Genomic DNA, 16,891 nt, shown 5'->3' on the forward strand with positions numbered 1-16,891 from the left:
TCTGCATTGCAGCAACGGCAGATCATCTCAAGACCTAACAGGCCCTAATATAATTCAATCAAATCAGTTAAGTAAATGTACCATTTTCACTTGATGCTGATCTCTCTCAACAAGCTGAATGTACAGAATATCGGAAGTATGCGTCCGACTAGATTCGGACAGCACATTCCAAGAACAAGATTCACGGCAAGAAACCGCCCTTGTTCAAAATATCCAAAGCCTCGCGAATACGATGCCCATACGTGTGCTCCGCCATCGTGCGCGCCTGCGCCTTCTTCGTCGTTTCCAATCGCAACGCGCCGTTGTCGAGGTAAACGTCGAGCAGTCGATCGAAATCTCTCTTGTTGGAGAAGGACGGAATTTCGTCTTTCGTATAATAGCGGCGGATTTCGTAGGTATCTTCGTGGAATATCTGCATCGCCCCTGCCGCGGCAGCCTCATAGGTCCGGGGGCCGGGAGTCGACGGCGAAATCATGAAGCGCTTGTTCTCGAAGCTCAGGCTGCGACCGAGATTCAGAACGATCTTGGAGTATTGGTAGAATTGCACCAACTGCTCCTTCTCAAGGCGCGCGTCCGAGAAGCCAACGCCCAGTTCGCCCCAGCCCGGCCCGACGATCTTGATGTTCAGATTGCGCAACGTCGGCAGCAATCCACGCACGATATCTTTGCGGTTCGTGAAGGCAACGCCGCAGAACAGCACGTCGATCGTGCGCTCGGTCGTCTCATTGATCGGCCGATAATGCAGCTTCGGGCACGCCGCGAGCGGAAGATGCCAGACGTTCGGTCGCGTATAAAAATTCGAACCCCAACGTTCGCACGAGAAGACGACGTCGAATTCATCCGTAATGCGGTAAGACGCATCCTGCTCATAGGGATCTTCGGTCGCCCAGAAAACCGTCGCGGCGCCGACCTTACGCGCCTCCCGGCAAACCTCGCCAAAATAGGTGCTCTCAGGGAGGTAGGACCCGATGGCGAAGACGATCGTCGGCCGGAGATACTGAATAGAGGCCGCTGCGCCGTTGATGTTCGCAGCGATGACGTTTTCTTCGCCAAAGACCTCGGCCCAGCCTGCCATGATGGACTCGCGTATCTGAGCGTTGGCTTGGGATTCAAAGCGCCCGCCGCTGCAGATCAGGACCTTTCCCGAGTATTTTTCTGTCTTTTCAGCGCTTTTGACCATGCCGCTCTTCCAGTCCAGGGTGCGAGAAATGTTCATACACAACTAGGGAGGACTCTCCCAGCGGGGGCTTCCCGCAAACGACGCAGTTTGTCATTCGCGAGCCTTTTCGATGACGTCCGAAAGCGTGCGCACGAAGCGCGCGGGATCGCAGTCGTCACAGATGCGGTCCAGCGCCGCCTGCCTGACGCCGCTCCACAAGGATTCGTCATCGTAAAGCGTAATGACTGCGCCCGCGAAAGTCTCTGCGTCCGGTGCGCCACCTGAAAGGATGTCTCGCCCGGCGACCCATCCCAGTTCGTCGATGAGCAACTGACTCGCCACGACTGGCAACCCGCGTGATGCGCTCTCGTGAATCTTGTAGGGGATGCCTCCTGCGAACCGCGTCGGCGCGATAAACGCCCGGTGTGCGTCGTAAAGAGGCGAGAGATCATCCACGCGCCCGATGAGCCTCACGTTGTCGAATTCGTAAAGGAGCGTCATATCGACGTCCGCTCCCTGATACCCGGCGACAGTCAGATGCGCGATCTCGGGTCGCCGTTCTGCGATAATCGGCATGACTTCACTAAGAAACCAGAGCAACGAATCAAGGTTCGGAGAATCTTGATCCGTGATCGCCCCGACAAACAGAAGCCCTGACCGTTCGGCGAATGACGCGGGAGTCGGCGCGACTTGTAGGGCGTGCCCCAGAACATTGACGTTCGTATGTCCTGAGCGCCTGATCAACCCGGCCTCAGCTTCGGTAACGGCGACGATCTGCTTGCAGAACGTGGCATTTTCGAATTCGGCGCGGAGCGCCGCATCAAGGTCTGAGATCGTTTCCGGCAGGTCGAGAGCCTGCTCCCGCAACAACGTACGCGGGGCAGCTACCACCTCTGTATCGAGGATGACGTCACATCCTGTAAAGTATCTGTGATTACCGTGCAGGATCGGTAGAACGCGATTGAGGTTATGTGTCCGGCCAATCCAGACGACATCAAAACACCCGGCTCGTTCTTCCAGAAAATGATCGAGCTGCGCGGCGGTCTTGTCGAAGAGAACTTCTACAGTATCAGGGAAATCGGCGTAAATGCGCGCAACAGAGTGGAAGTGATTGTCGACCGGGTACACCGTCACCTGATGTCTCAATTCCGCAAGCCCGCGCACAATGTCGTTTGAACGCACATAGCCCGATCCGAGGCCGCGCAACGGAACGCGATCCTCGATGAACAGAATGCGCGTTCCGGCACCCTTGCGGGTGCGCGCCAGAATGACGTTGCGGCTGTGCGCAGGCAGCTGATTGCGAAGAAATGTGCCCCTTAATGCGGCGAGCACCCGTCTGTTTCGCTGCATGAGCGCGTGGGAGGCGCCGGAATTGGAGGAGCCGTATTCTAGATGCTCGATCATTACAGACGGGTCGTAAACGACCCTCAGCCCCCGCTCGATCAGACGTGCGCATAAATCGGCGTCTTCAAAATATGCCGGGCAGTATCTTTTATCGAAACCGTCCAGCGCTTTAGCCACGGCTGTTGAAACAAGCAAGAACGCCGCGGAGCAGTAGTCAACATCGCGAACGAAATTCGCCTCGGCGCAATTTGGATCTTCGTCACGCAGGTAACCGAAGGTCGACCCGTCGCGCCAGATGATCGAGCCAGCTTCCTGTAGAAGCCCATTGGTGCGAACGATCTTTCCGCCGACGGCCCCAATGTCCGGCGACGAAGCCAGACGCTTCAACGCATGGGTCAGCGCGCCCGGCGCCAAGCGAACGTCATTGTTAAGATAGAGCGTGACAGGAGCGGTGACTTCCGCAAGACCAAGATTGCAGGCGCGGACGAACCCTGCGTTATAACGCAGCGATATGATGCGCGCCCCACGCACGTATCGGGCGATATGTTTCGTTTCGTCAGTGGAGCCGGAGTCCACCAGAATCAACTCAATATTGCCGCCAAAATTATCCCGCAAAGACGCCAGGGTCCCCATGGTCAGCGGAAAATGGTTGTGCAGCACGATGATGACGCTGACCACTGGTGGTCCGTCGCAGGTGAAGTTCAGGGGGCGACGACCGAGAAACGTGGTCGTCGATCGCGCAGTATCGATGAAATGCGCCTTGGCGTAAGTCTCGGCTGTTTGCGCCGGAGGCGTAGACGTGGCGTCTGCAGAGCGTGACGCAACCCAGTGCGCATAAGGATCCAGGAAAAGCCCGTTCTCGATATCTGCGCGAACGCTTGCCCGGGTGGCATATTGCTCGAGATCACAGCCAGCCACTGGCAACCGCCCCTCGCGGGCGCCAGCCCGCAGGAAGTGATCGAAGCCGTTTCGAAAATGCCCAGCCTTTACTGACGCAGCAACGTCTGGATATGCCTCCGCGTAAAACGCTTCAGAGAACGCTTCTTGCGGATCGTAGGCGTTTGCGTCGTTCACCATGAGGTAATGATGAAGCGCGCAGGTGAACTCACCCTGCTTTATCTGCTCGGCTACTTCGGGATAACGGCGCAGATACCAGACCGGATCGAAGTACCAGGACGAACGGCAGCCATCAAGGAGGCCGTTCTGGACATCAAGCAGCAATGAAAACCAGGTATCCGCGCAGCCTGACTCACGTCCCGACACGCGAACGTTCGCGGCAGGGCAGGACGATGCGTGGATCGCCACCACGTGCGGATCGAAGAACCGGCTACCGCTACGAAAACCTGCCTCCCCACCAGACAGAAAATGATCGTACCCGTTCAGCTTCCCCTTCTCGGCAATGACACGGTGCGTCACGTCGGGATTCATGCGCCGGTAGTATTGCTCAGAAAACAGCCAGTGTGGGGAAAGTTTCGTATAACCGACCTGCTTGTAATGATCGAAACCTGAAGTCCATTCGCCACGCTTTACCGCGCGCATGACCTCTGGGTAGGTGGATAAGTACCATAATTCATCGAACCATGGATTAGGAGAATGTCCTAACGCTGCGCCAATGGATTCGTAATAATTATATTCATTGGAGTATTGTCCGTCTGCAAGCGCTGCGGCGACGAACGGATATGTGCGTCTGTACCAACTTGCCTCGAAACGAGCCCATGCGGGGTGCGCCACAACAGGCGCAGCGCCCGCGCCAAGAATTTCGTCGGAAGGCGATAGTGTCATCGCACCTCTCCCACCCGCGTGTCTGCGCGATATCCAAACGACGGTTCGCATCCCCGTCGCTTAATGCTTGCGACAGACGCCGCGTGCATCAGGCGCTCAAGAATCCGCTCGCCGCTTCGCGGCATTTATCAAGAACCGCTTCGCTGGGCGGTGAATCCTCAACGGATAGGATCTTTCCGTCCTTGCTGGTCAGGCGAACCGCAGTGGGGCGCATTCCGGCTTCATCGCCGACGACATTGAGCAGACATAGACGGTATGCCCCGTCGAGCGTTTCGTTGAACCCCCTATTGAGGCTCAGGTTGCCGACAAAGCCGACGCAAAGAGGCGCGTCATGGAAGATCGTCTGCACGTCCTGACGAATTAGACGGGATGTGCCGAACGCTATGCTGTTGGCATTAGCCTCGTTCACCAGAACGACGAAAATCTGCCCGGCGCGTGACAGTCCGCGAAGGAAGGCCCAGCCCCTTACGATCAGGTCACTTCCTTCAACATCTCTCTCATGCTGGCCTCCATCTTCGATGAGACCCGTGACGTGATCGAGGTAGAATTCGAGGTCCCCAGAGTAGACGTGGCGCGGTCCATCGGGGAGCGTCGACAGCTTGATGCCCCGCAGCACGCCGTCGCTTTCCGAAACGCGCTCGAAGTCACGCAAAATCTGTCCGTTGGAGGGCGGGACGCGAGCGATACCGATGATTTGCCCATCCGCGACTTCGATCTGCACGCCAGTTAACTGAAATGCGCCGCGTCCATGGACAATGTTCGCCAGACCGATGCGAAATACGCCTTCGCACCACTTTCCACGCAATGCGACCTGACCGGCGAAACCGGAGCGACGGGGAGCGCCAGGGAACAACCCGGTCACGTCCGAGCGAACTTCGCGTTGCGTCGGAATGAAGATCGGGGGCGCCTCATCCTGACCAATCAAGACAGCGTAAAGCTGACCGGAGCCAGACACTCCCGGCGCCACATACCAGCCCCGAATGTGAAATTCACTGGCGATGACGAATTCCTCGTCGTCGGCCTCGGCGAAGACGTGGCGGCACACGTCGTCGATGTAATATTCCGCACCCTGAATCGAATGCCAGTCCGTTACGATTTCGGGCAGCTCGATCGAAACGTCGCGTGTCGTCGGCGGATCGAAGATGTGGCGTGGCGGGGCCTGATGCTTCCATGAAGGATGCGGCAGCAGGTTCACCTGCCCCGCGTCGAACTGCACATTGCTGCTGCCCAGACCATTGCGCGGCGCCACATCCCGGTAAAGGCTCAGAAGCGCTGCGCCGTATTCCTGTGCGTTTGTCCATAGATGTGGGCCGATATTGGCCATCAAAGATTGACGCACGGCCTCGCAGGAACGGATTAATTCCAGACGTTCGAGCACTTTGGCAGGCGCACCGATCGGCACTTTGAAGCCATTGACGCCATCGATCACACGGTCGCCAAGAGCGCCGACGTCGGTCACGATGGGAATCAGCCCGTTCTGCCACGCCTCCGAGAGGGAGATGCAATAGGTTTCGGGCCATATAGAAAGATTGAGAGCGACGTCCGCAACCTGCAATGCGGCGATCTCGCCGACCGAATAACGCCCGTAGACGTGCACGTTGGCGCGTTTGAGGTTGTTCAGAACCTCCTGATACTCGGGATGCACATAACCAAAAATATGGAACTCGAAGAGATCAGGATTCGCTATTTCGATCGCATTCAGGACCGTGTCGGCGCCCTTCGTCCGCAGGAAGTTTCCGATGATGGCGACTGAAAGACGACGTCCGTCGAGGGGCTGATACGCCTTCGGCGTGATCGGCGCGGTCGTCTCGGGCGACGGTATTCCCAGAACAAGACTGCGCTTGTTGTCCAGACGCGGGTAGATCGTATGCGTCAGATTACGCGAGTGCTCCGTGCCGAACAAAATCGCATCGACTGAGTTAAGCATCGTCGCGACGAAAGCCCGTCGCGTCTGCTCAGCCCCAAACTCAAGATTTTCCGAACGCTTGAGCATGATGTCGGCGGCGAGAACCCATTTCACGTCCTCCTCGCAATACCGCATTTCATGATTGAGAAGGTTGTAGTGTGCGGACACGAGCAGGAAGTCGTGCGCGGAAAACACCACGCCGGCGCCATTGGCCTTCGCAATGATCGGCAAGGACATCGTGTGATGTCCGAGATGTTGAAAATGAACGATATCGAAGTTGTACTGACTTAAGGCGCTCGAAAACGCTGTTTCTTCCGGCGCATCGCACAGCGCGTCCAGCCAGCCGACGTCGGGCACGTCGAAACTTTCGATCTCCCTTCCGCTGGCGTCAGTCAGACGACACGAGCCGTTCCGCCGGAGCCAGTAGAAAAACTCGACGTCACGCAGGAGCATGGACGAAATCGTTCGCTGATAAACCTCTACGCCACCCCAGTTCTGTTCGTAGATCGTCGAATGCGTGCACATCAGGACACGCAGCCGTCCCTTGCGGGACGGAACATTAGTCGGCGACGGGGCGTTGCGGCCAAAATTAGCGCCGGTCGTCTCGATCATCCGCCGGATGCGGTGCTCGTAGAGATGGGCTTCCGACACGGACTTTTGGGCGGCCAGCGCCTGTCTGCGACGCAGCGACTTGTTGCCAAGCAACGCAGCCACATGCCCGATCAGTTCGTCTGCGTCTCGTGCGACATTGATTCCGTTGATCTCGGTCAGATAGCTTTCACGCATCGACTGGCCGATTTCGACCACCTGAGCGGCGCCTGCCAGTGCGAGTTCGTAAAAACGTGGCCCTGGCGCCGTCGCCTGCCCCACGTCTCCATGACTGGCGTAGTCACGGAACATCGTCAGCGTCACGGTGCTCGCGTTGGCGAAGTCGATGAACGCCTCATGGCTGACCGGTCTCTGAATTGCGAGTTCGGCGATATCGGCAGGCAAAGGCGGCAGATATTCGTTTCCTGGGCAGATCAATTTTAGTCGCGCTTCAGGGAAGGCCGCGATCACGCGGCGAAGCGTTTCCACTCGGTTCGGCCACATCGTGCCAGCGAAAAAGATGTCGTAGTCGAGTTCGTTGGCGGCACGGACCTTGCGCTCGTGAATAGAAACACTGGCCGCGAGCGGAAGGTAGAACGCCGGCGTCTTGTACTCGCCGACACATGAAGGATCGTTGGTGAAGACGTAATCGAATATGCCGGTATTGTTGACGTTGAATTCGACCATAAACGGGTCTTCAAACGCCCAGAAAATCATCATCTTGAATGCAGGACGCACCCGCTTCATCAACTCGCTGTTGATCCGTTGTCCGTCAATGCAGATCAGAACGTCATGCCGCCCCGAGGCCGCGATGCCGGCGAGAGTCATGTTGTCGGCGACAACGACGGCATCATCGCCAAGAACAGTCTTGGCCGCCCGCTCAATTGCTAACGTGAGATAATAATTCGGGTTGTGAGTGTAATTCGTATTGTAGATTACAGCCATTCACTCACGCCGACGTTCCCGCCAAACGCCTTCTCAGCCAGTCAGGGCAGACATCGCATCCGCTTCTTACCTTTCAATAACGCATAAGGAGACTCTACAAAAGCCCGGCCCACGAATTGACGATGTATTCCATTGAAAATCTGGGGTTTTTACATTTTGAGGTGACATGAACATGGTTTGCGCAAAAAAATAACGCTTAATTAACGGATATATTCGCAAATTTTATACGCGCAGCTAATAAGTAAACGGCGCGCGTCGCAGTTTAAGACCCGGCTACCAATTCGCGACCAACGCAACACGGAATCTGGGCGCCATTCAAGGCGATCACGCCCTCTGCATCAGCCTGCGGTGGACAAATAAGCATCAAGAACGTCGTCGGTCGGGCCATCCATGCGCACCTGCCCCTGATCCATCCAGAGCAGTCGGGTGCACCACTCCTGCATGATCTCCGGCTGGTGACTGGAGACCACCAGAATTTCGGCCCCCTCGACCAACCCGATCATCCTTTGCTTCGCCCGCTCGCGAAACGAGGCGTCACCCGCCATGAACCACTCGTCCATGATCAGCACCTGGGGCATAATCGCGGTCGCCAGTCCGAATGCCAGACGAACTCTCATTCCCGAACTGTAAGTCTTGATTGGCAGATCGAGGAAGGGACCAAGATCCGCAAAAGTTTCGACGTCTCGTTCGATCTCCTGAATGGCGACTTCGCCCAGAGCATGGAACAGGCCACGTAAGCGGATATTCTCCCGACCGGACATGTCGTCGTTCATGCCCAGGGACGTATCCAGCAGCGCGCCAACGCGACCCTTTACGAGCACCTGCCCTTCCAGTGGTTCGTATATTCCAGCCAGAGCGCGCAGCAGAGTGGTCTTTCCCGCACCGTTGCCTCCGATCAGCCCTAGCCTCTCTCCGCGTTGGAGCGAAAAACTGATCCCCTTCAGGGCCTGCACCAGAACCCGCTCGCGCCGATCCTGCGTAAACCTGCCCGAGAGCTTACCGTCAAGCGATCGACGAACTGTCTTCTTCAGGCTTCTCGCGTCACCATGATAGAGAGGAAAGGAGATGGCGAGGTCAGTGACTTCTATAGTGGCCATTGTCGTCAGACCCAGTAAGCCAGACGCGTCCGCATACGCGAAAACAAAGCGAAGGCTGCGACCCACAGCAGGCCACTATAAGCGACTGCAGCAAGCCAGATCGACGGCCGGACCTCCTGATTCATTAACGGTCCTCGAACGATTTCCACCAACGGGTAACAGGGGTCGAGGAGCAGATATTGACGACCTGTGAAAATGAGATCGGGCTTCCAGATAATCGGCGTCACAAAAAACAGAATCTGCATGACACTGGCGCTGACAGGGGGCATGTCCCGGAAGCGCGCCCCGAGGACCCCGAAGAGAAGCGTGATGGCGTACATATCAGCCAACCACAGCAACACGCCTGCCGGAGCCTCCCAATTCAGTCGCGGGGCGATTCCGAAAATCACGAAAACGATCGCAACAACGGCTGCGCTATGCAGGAAAGTCAAAAGCCCGCGTATTGTCACCCGCAGCACATGCACGCTGAACGGCATGCGTAGCGCATGGATCAGCCCGACCGAGCCTGTGAATGTACTGCATCCCTCGGACACGGCGCTGTTGAGGTAGCCCCACAAAATCAACGAAAACGACAGGAACGGCAGGTATACGCGCAAATTTATGTTGAACAGCGCTGCGTATAGGAATCCCATCGCGCCGACCATGATGGCCGTGGATAGCGTCATCCAGAATGGACCGAGCATTGACCCTCGGTAACGCAGTTTTATGTCCAGCCAGCCGAGCGTCCCTCCAAGCCTGAAGAGGCGAAAACCGTCCCGTGTGTCCTTGATCGCGTGAACGCTGTGCGCAAGTCCACGCTCCGGCCGCAAGTCCATCACCGGCTCGGGGCCGTTGACGCCTATTTCCGCTCGAAGGGCGCGGGCGCCTGCATCCTGCAGCGGGTCTGCCGGAGAGTCGCCCGTCGCTGTCTCTGGGTGAATTTGCTCAGGCCGCTCGATCCTGTTCATAGCTGCGCGATAAACAACACGCAGCGCGAACGCAAGCGGCCCGACCTCATTGTCCCCCTGACCTCACCATCGCGGAGATAAGGATCAGATACCTTGCGGGTTGCTCGGCTCTGCGGCCAGCGCAATTTCCAGGCACCGCGCACTGGCCAGGGTTCCGAGCGCGCGAATGCCCTTCGTGTCAAACCAATCCGCTTCCAGAGCGTCGTCTTCAGCGCGCAGCGACACATCGGCCAGCACGACGTCCGATGAGCAGAGGATCACAGCGATCAGGTAGTGAAAGAGCAACGCGCCTGAGGGAGCGCGAGTTACGGAATCGAACGCCGTAATCACTGAACGCCCATGTGCGCTGACGCCGGTCTCTTCTCGCAACTCTCGACAGGCGGCTTCGAACATCCCTTCGCCGGGTTCTATTTTCCCGCCTGGAAAGCCCCACAAGCCAGCATCAGGCGGATTGGCTCGTCGAACCAACAGGAAAGCGCCATCGTCGGATCGACGCAAAACTGCAAGGACAGCGCCGCGAGGCGAGATTTCGTTCACTTCAGTCGGCCGTGATTGTGTCAAGACGATCCAGTGCGGCCAGCTGCGGAAACCAGCGCATCCACAATACGGTCACAAGTAACGTCCCTACCCCGCCGATCACGACCGCGGGGACGGCTCCCACGAGGCTTGCGAGCATGCCGCTCTCGAATTCGCCCAACTGGTTGGAGGAGCCGATGAACAACATGTTCACCGCCGACACCCGGCCCCGCATCTCGTCCGGCGTGCCCAGCTGAACCAGGGCGTCACGGACCACCATGCTGATCACATCCGCCGCGCCCAGAACCATCAGGGCGACCACGGATAACGGAACAGAACGCGAAAGTCCGAATGCGATGGTGGCGACGCCGAAGATCGCCACTGAGAGAAACATAATCCGGCCGGCGCTACGCTTTAGCGGATGGCGCGCCATCGCAGCGGCCATGATCACCGCACCCAATGCGGGCGCTGCGCGAAGCAATCCAAGCCCGAATGGACCAGCGTGCAGAATGTTATCCGCATACAACGGCAGCAACGCTGTGGCGCCGCCAAGCAGGACGGCGAACAGATCCATCGAAATGGCGCCCAGCATCGCCGGCTTTCGACGCAGGAAATTTATTCCGCCAAATACTGAAACAAGGGAGAGCGGCTGACGCGCCCTGGCCGGAAAGCGTAACCGAAGACGCGTCGTGCCAAGCATCGCCATAGCGAAGGCGCTTCCGCAGACAAGGTAACAGGCCGCCGGCCCCAAGCCGTAAAGCACGCCTCCAAGAGACGGGCCAACGATAGAGACAACCTGAAAGAGCGATGAAGATATGGCCGACGCGCGCGGGAAGTCCGGTGCGCTGACCAGTGATGGCAGGAATGTCTGCTGCGCAGGCATTTCAAATGCACGACAGGCGCCAAACACGGCGACCAGCGCATAGATCCCCCACGGGGCAAGCGCGCCCGCCCATGTCGCGGTCATGATGGCGAACGCTGCGCACATTTCGATGAACTGGCAGCATATTACGATGCGGCGGCGGTCGTGTTGGTCGACTACGTGCCCAGCGGGAAAGACCAGCGCCATCATCGGCGCGAACTGCGCCAACCCGACGAAACCAAGCGCCGCTGCGCTGTGGGTGAGCGCGTATATCTGCCAGCCGACCGTCACGGCTTGAACCTGCGAGGCGAAAGCGGACACGTTCCGACTGATCAGGTAGGCGATCAGCCCGGGCTGTTTCAGAACGGACGAAGCGGACATGATTTCCCGAGAAGTCGGCGCACCTGACCCGACAGCGCCATAACGACACATGCTGGGCTCAAGAGTGACGTAATAGAAAAATTTTCGTCGCCGAAACCCGCGTTCCCGTCAATATGCGATTGTAGGCGAACGGGTTTCATGCACAGACGCAAGACCAACGCCCGAGGACATTGAACGCGTCCGTTGCAAAACCGCAGTCGGTAGAGCAATAGGGCGCAATCCGCCCAGCGCTTTCGTCCGAATGAGGACGTTTTTTACGGATCCACCAAACCGTGAACGCGCCGCGTCGGGTAGAGGAAGTCGAGCACAAAACGGGAATATCGGCACGATGGCCACCAATTACGCGACAGTCACCTGGGATCAACTTCACCGCGACGCCCGCCTGCTCGCCACGGATCTGATGCCAAGAGGCCCCTTCAAAGGGCTGGTCGCCGTAACGCGCGGGGGTTTGATCCCGGCCGCTATCGTAGCGCGGGAGCTCGATTGCCGCCTGATCGAGACCATCTCCGTCGTAACATATGACGAAGAAGAAAAAGGCAAGCCGGTCGTGATCAAGGCGCCCGACGTCGCGGGTGACGGAGAGGGTTTCATCGTGGTCGACGATCTGGTCGATTCGGGCGTGACCGCGCGAATCGTGCGCGAACGCCTTCCCAAGGCGGTGTTCGCCTGCCTTTACGCAAAGCCAGCCGGCAAGCCGCTGACTGACCTCTTCGTTGCTGAAGTGCCGCAGGATACGTGGATTCTCTTCCCTTGGGACACCGCACCCCTGTTTGTTCCGCCACTGGCCCGCAAATCAGAAACCCCGACAGGCTAACAAACCTTGTGGCGGCCTGCCTGACAGCAGGCCGTCCATATGAGGCAAAAGCGCCTGTTTTCGTGGAAATTTACGAACAAAGACGACCGGAAAAGCCCCTTCCTCCAAATGATAGACGAATTGGGACTTGCCAGCGGACCTCGAGCCTCCTAGCTTCCGGTCCGGTTTCGGGGCGTGGCGCAGCTTGGTAGCGCGCGTGTTTTGGGTACATGAGGTCGCAGGTTCGAATCCTGTCGCCCCGACCACTACGCCAGACGGCAATGCCGTAGCGAAGGAAACGGGCATGACGGCACGTATTTACAGACAGCCGAAAAGCGCCGGGCAGTCCGGGCAGAGTCAGACTCATACTTGGATTCTGGAATACGGTCAGTCATCACCGCATCGCCCTGGCGGCCTTATGGGATGGACCGGAAGCCGCGACACGCGCTCTCAGCTTCGCCTCAAATTCGGCAGCCGCGACGAGGCCCTCGGGTATGCCCAGTTGCACGCCATCGCATACGAGCTTGAAGAGCCGGCGCCTTCACGCGCCCGTAAGCCGAAGGTTTACGCCGACAATTTCGCCTCCGGTCGGGTACAAAACTGGACCCACTGAGTTACAAGCAGCGCTCGTGACAGCGCTGTATTTTTCGGGCAGACACGCTCGACTTGGGCGCCCTTAGCTCAGTTGGATAGAGCAACAGCCTTCTAAGCTGTGGGTCACTGGTTCGAATCCAGTAGGGCGCGCCACTTTCGCCCCAAACGCACGGCGCGATTTTCAATGCATTTCAAATACACAAGAATGGAATCGTAGCTTCTGAGGGCTAAATTTATTCATATATTGAATATAATAAATACCATAAAAATTCATGAAACTTCTGGCCAATTGTTGCCGCAACACCTAAAAGCGCCAAAGTGTTAAAAAAACACAAACATTTTAAAGTTCGAAGCGGTTTTTAGGAAATCAAAATGTCGACAGACTCATGGATTGGCGCAGCCGCAGGTGGCGCGTGGAGCACTGCTGGCAATTGGAGCGCCGGGACAGTTCCTGACCAGAATTCTCAGGCGATAATCGGTTCGGCGAGCGGCACTGCAGACGTCACTCTTACGATACCCGGTGGCGTTTCCGCCAACACCATAGAAGTCGATTCAGGTTCGTCCGCAACTATTGTCGGGTCGGTCAACGGTCTGCAGAATGTGCACGCTTATGGCGGAACTATTACGTTTGGGTCCGGATCTTCCTCATCAAATGTCAACCTTGCCGTGACCTCCTCGGGTAAGGCGATTATCGAGAGTGTGAATGATACATTCACGAACGTTGCCGCTTCGGGGTCCGGCAGCACTATAGAGCTTAGCGGTTTATCTAACTACTCTCTATCAAACGCGAATTTCTCCAGCGACGCAGTTCTGGAGCTGGACAACACGACAATGTCCTACTTCAGCGGAAACTTCAATAGTGGAAGTTCCGTAGTATTAAATAACAAATCAAGCATCAGTATAGACAACCTGTCGGCGGCCGTTACTGTCAATGGCGGCTCGACACTGACTCTAACCGGCAACTACAACGGCGGCGCGTCCGTTGTCATGGGCAGCGGTTCGGGAAACACTGTTATCCTCTCGGGAAGTGCTGCTCAAAGCAATTTGAAGATTTCCGGCGTGGAACTGACGGACAAGATCGGCGTCGCGGGCAAGACTGTGACGAGCGCGACGTATACTAACACGAACGGCTCTGGCAGTGTCACTTTAACCACCAGCGACGGTTCGAGCTACACGTACTCTGGCATTCAGTTCGCATCTGACGTGCCAACCGGGACACAAACGGTGACGGCCGTGAACGGCGAAGCTGTTGTCTGCTTCTTGGCGGACAGCATGATCGCGACGGCCAATGGCGAGGTTGCGGTTCAGGATATTCGGATTGGCGACAGCCTTGTCGCTTTTGACTGGCGTCGCGGTGAGAACGTCACGCGCAATGTAGTCTGGGTTGGAAAGGCCCGTGCCGTAGTCAAGCCAGGCCTGCCGGATGATGAGGCGGGATACCCGGTCCGTATCCTCAAGGATGCCATCGCGGTTGGCGTCCCCTACAAGGACATGTTGATCACAGCGGAGCATTGCCTGTTTTTTGAAGGAAAGTTCGTGCCTGCGCGTATGCTCGTTAACGGGCGTTCGATTTTTTACGACAAATCCTTCACGTCGTACGATTACTACCATATCGAGACGACGGATCATTCTGTCATCGTGGCTGACGGCGTCCACACCGAAAGCTACCTCGACACCGGAAACCGCGGTTCTTTCGTCCAGCATGGTCAGGTCGTGCAATTCGGAGCCGTCCGGGCCCTGAACTGGGACGACCACAGCGGCGCGCCTCTCTGCACTGAGCGGAGCTTCGTCGAGCCGCTTTTCCACAGCCTCAATGCCCGCGCCGCGCAGATGAATCTCGCCAAGGCCATTACATCGCGGCGCGTCGTGACCACCGATGCGGACATTCGCCTGCTGACCGGCAATGGCCAGATCATCCGCCCGATCCGTGTGGACGAAGACCGCGTCGTCTTCATCCTGCCTTCAGGTCTGGAGAGCGTGCAGCTCGTGTCCCGCTTCAGCCGGCCGAGCGACATGGTGGGGCCGTTCGTGGATGATCGTCGGAAATTTGGCGTGCTGGTCGGCAAAATCAACCTGTTCGAAGGCGCCATCGAAGCGGAAATAATCGAGCACCTGACGCAGGCAGAGCTGAGCGGGTGGAACGGTCTGGAATCACTTGAAGCTCGCTGGACTTCTGGCGCAGGCGTCATCACGCTGCCCGAGCGCAAGGTAGAAGGTCCTGCAATGCTAAGCGTACAGGTCCTAGCCACGGCGCAGTATATTCTGAAAGATTTACAGGAAGCGCGAGCCGCTCAAGCCGCGTGAATTTCGGGCGTAGCCTGATTGGCATGCGCTGTACGTATGATGTTGGCCCGCCTACATGGCGGGCCAAAGATGCCGCTCGCCGCTCTGTCAGAGGCAAGCCAATAGCGCGTCATCTACTCAAGAAAATCGCGAAGTATCGTCGTCAACTTATCTCGGTCCCCAATCTCACATTCCCATAGGGTTAGCGCGCGCCATCCCTGATCGCGTAGCGTCGCGGCGCTACGTCGGTCCCGTTCGATATTTCGTGTAATTTTGGTCCGCCAATATTCGGCGTTGGTTTTGGGCGTCCGCGCGCCACGCTTGCAGTCGTGACCATGCCAGAAACACCCATGCACAAAAATTACTTTCCGGCGCCCCGGAAATACGATGTCTGGAGAGCCCGACAGGTCCTTGCGATGCAACCGATATCGATAACCCAACGAGAAGAGCAGTTTTCTGACAGCAAGCTCGGGCGCCGTATTGGCGGACTTCACGGCCCGCATGGTGCGCGAACGGTTCGCGTCAGGCCTGATCAAGCCGCCTGCCTGCCCTTGCCCGCGACGCCAGCCAGGATCGGCTCAAACAAGTGCTCAGCCAGATGCCGTGCGACGGGCGTTGCGACCCCGTCGCCGAGAAGATGGTAAGCCTCGTTATAGACAGAGGGCAGAACATAATTATCTGGCAGCCCCATCAGCCGGGCCGCCTCGCGCGAAGAGACCAGACGGGAGCGAACATGCTCACCTTCCACGATCAGGACCGTCTGCCTGCTGGAGCCGCCCGATGGTGTGCGCAGACACCCCGCTATATCGTCAAACCTGACTTCAGCACGTTGGACTTTCGCGCCCCGCGCGTCTTTGCGCGTGCGTCGATAAACGCATCCGACGACGGCCCGGCCCGAGCGTTTGACGTCCTGCAACCTGCCCATATGCAACGGTGACATCAATCGAATCAGCGCTTCCGTTTCAGTAGTCGTGCGCCATCTGACGCTTGCAGGCTCCGGCTCCATCAGGTCGCTGAAACCAACTCGCCGCGCGGGAGGTTCGGGCAGCCGCCACCAGATCCAGTCGGTTTGCAGTGTATCCGGCAGTCTTGCGACGGCGGCGCGAAGCCCGTCAGTATGAAATGGCGCCTGCGGGCCGCGTGACAGCAAAGCCGTCGGCATTGGCATGCCCTTCCGGACGCCGATCACGAAAAGTCTGGGCCGTGACTGAGGCAGGAACAGCGCCGCGTCGACAACCACAGCGCCGAAGCGGTATCCGTTTTTGGCGAACATCTGACAGATGGCCTGAAAATCACGTCCTGCATGCGACGTCAGTGCGCCACAGACATTCTCGACCGCGACAATTTTCGGAGCGCGTCCTTGCGCGATCAATCCGGAAATGACGCCCCAGAACGGATAAAACGTGCCGGACCGTGAGCCGGCAAGCCCAGCGCCCGCGCCTGCCAAGGAGAGATCCTGGCAGGGGAACGACCCCCATGCGAGGTCTGCCACGCCAGGCAGATCATCGGCGACCAGTTCCGCGACGTCGCCGAGCCTGAATTCTCCCGCGTCGCCCCAGTTCGTGGTGTAAGAAGCGGCCTTTCGTGCGTCGAAATCATTGGCGAACAGGCATGACCATTTGGCCCCAAGTCCTGCCCGGACCATTCCTCCGCCTGCGAAAAATTCATAAAAACATGGCATTATGAAATTCTCT

General features: G+C 57.7%; 12 protein-coding genes and 2 tRNA genes. 5 read left to right on the plus strand and 9 right to left on the minus strand.

Features of this window, described 5'->3' with window-relative positions:
- Window positions 1–181: 181 nt before the first annotated feature.
- The 7 genes from HK28_RS10930 to HK28_RS10960 all read right to left on the minus strand — a co-directional run bounded on the left by HK28_RS10930 (window position 182) and on the right by HK28_RS10960 (window position 11,527).
- Entirely contained in the window at window positions 182–1,180 is a 999-nt protein-coding gene (locus tag HK28_RS10930) for a glycosyltransferase (protein WP_086644626.1), read from the minus strand.
- A 90-nt stretch (window positions 1,181–1,270) separates the two neighbouring features.
- Complete coding sequence (locus HK28_RS10935) at window positions 1,271–4,285, minus strand: glycosyltransferase (RefSeq protein WP_158093454.1); 3,015 nt, start codon at window positions 4,283–4,285, stop codon at window positions 1,271–1,273.
- Between the two features lie 88 nt (window positions 4,286–4,373).
- Window positions 4,374–7,724: a glycosyltransferase gene (locus HK28_RS10940; RefSeq protein ID WP_086644610.1), complete on the minus strand. Its 3,351-nt coding sequence runs from the start codon at window positions 7,722–7,724 to the stop codon at window positions 4,374–4,376.
- Window positions 7,725–8,062: 338 nt separating this feature from the next.
- A complete protein-coding gene (locus tag HK28_RS10945) occupies window positions 8,063–8,821 on the minus strand; it encodes an ABC transporter ATP-binding protein (protein ID WP_086644611.1) in 759 nt (252 codons plus the stop codon).
- Window positions 8,822–8,826: 5 nt separating this feature from the next.
- Window positions 8,827–9,768 carry an ABC transporter permease gene (locus HK28_RS10950; protein ID WP_086644612.1) on the minus strand — a complete coding sequence of 314 codons (942 nt, stop codon included), beginning with the start codon at window positions 9,766–9,768 and terminating at the stop codon, window positions 8,827–8,829.
- 84 nt (window positions 9,769–9,852) lie between these two features.
- Window positions 9,853–10,305: an NUDIX hydrolase gene (locus HK28_RS10955; RefSeq protein WP_086644613.1), complete on the minus strand. Its 453-nt coding sequence runs from the start codon at window positions 10,303–10,305 to the stop codon at window positions 9,853–9,855.
- A 1-nt stretch (window position 10,306) separates the two neighbouring features.
- Window positions 10,307–11,527 carry an MFS transporter gene (locus HK28_RS10960; protein WP_086644627.1) on the minus strand — a complete coding sequence of 407 codons (1,221 nt, stop codon included), beginning with the start codon at window positions 11,525–11,527 and terminating at the stop codon, window positions 10,307–10,309.
- Window positions 11,528–11,855: 328 nt separating this feature from the next.
- Between HK28_RS10960 and gpt the strand changes: the two genes are divergently transcribed.
- The 5 genes from gpt to HK28_RS10985 all read left to right on the plus strand — a co-directional run bounded on the left by gpt (window position 11,856) and on the right by HK28_RS10985 (window position 15,218).
- A complete protein-coding gene (gene gpt, locus HK28_RS10965; protein ID WP_026398742.1) occupies window positions 11,856–12,341 on the plus strand; it encodes a xanthine phosphoribosyltransferase in 486 nt (161 codons plus the stop codon).
- A 168-nt stretch (window positions 12,342–12,509) separates the two neighbouring features.
- Window positions 12,510–12,586, plus strand: a tRNA-Pro gene (locus HK28_RS10970).
- A gap of 38 nt (window positions 12,587–12,624) precedes the next feature.
- On the plus strand, window positions 12,625–12,933 hold the full coding sequence (locus tag HK28_RS10975; RefSeq protein ID WP_086644614.1) for an ETC complex I subunit: 309 nt from the start codon (window positions 12,625–12,627) through the stop codon (window positions 12,931–12,933).
- A 57-nt stretch (window positions 12,934–12,990) separates the two neighbouring features.
- Window positions 12,991–13,067, plus strand: a tRNA-Arg gene (locus HK28_RS10980).
- Between the two features lie 219 nt (window positions 13,068–13,286).
- Window positions 13,287–15,218, plus strand: coding sequence for a Hint domain-containing protein (locus HK28_RS10985; protein WP_086644615.1), 1,932 nt, complete (start codon window positions 13,287–13,289; stop codon window positions 15,216–15,218).
- A 113-nt stretch (window positions 15,219–15,331) separates the two neighbouring features.
- Here HK28_RS10985 and HK28_RS10990 read toward each other — a convergent pair whose 3' ends face one another.
- Together HK28_RS10990 and HK28_RS10995 are read right to left on the minus strand one after the other, a co-directional pair.
- The gene (locus HK28_RS10990) at window positions 15,332–15,733 is read right to left on the minus strand and encodes a very short patch repair endonuclease (protein ID WP_255376471.1); all 402 of its coding nucleotides are present in this window, start codon (window positions 15,731–15,733) and stop codon (window positions 15,332–15,334) included.
- Complete coding sequence (locus tag HK28_RS10995) at window positions 15,730–16,878, minus strand: DNA cytosine methyltransferase (RefSeq protein WP_086644616.1); 1,149 nt, start codon at window positions 16,876–16,878, stop codon at window positions 15,730–15,732. Before HK28_RS10995 ends, HK28_RS10990 begins: the two co-directional genes overlap by 4 nt.
- Between the last annotated feature and the right edge of the window lie 13 nt (window positions 16,879–16,891).

The sequence above is a fragment of the Acetobacter sp. DsW_063 genome (genome assembly GCF_002153745.1).
Taxonomy (GTDB): Bacteria; Pseudomonadota; Alphaproteobacteria; order Acetobacterales; family Acetobacteraceae; genus Acetobacter.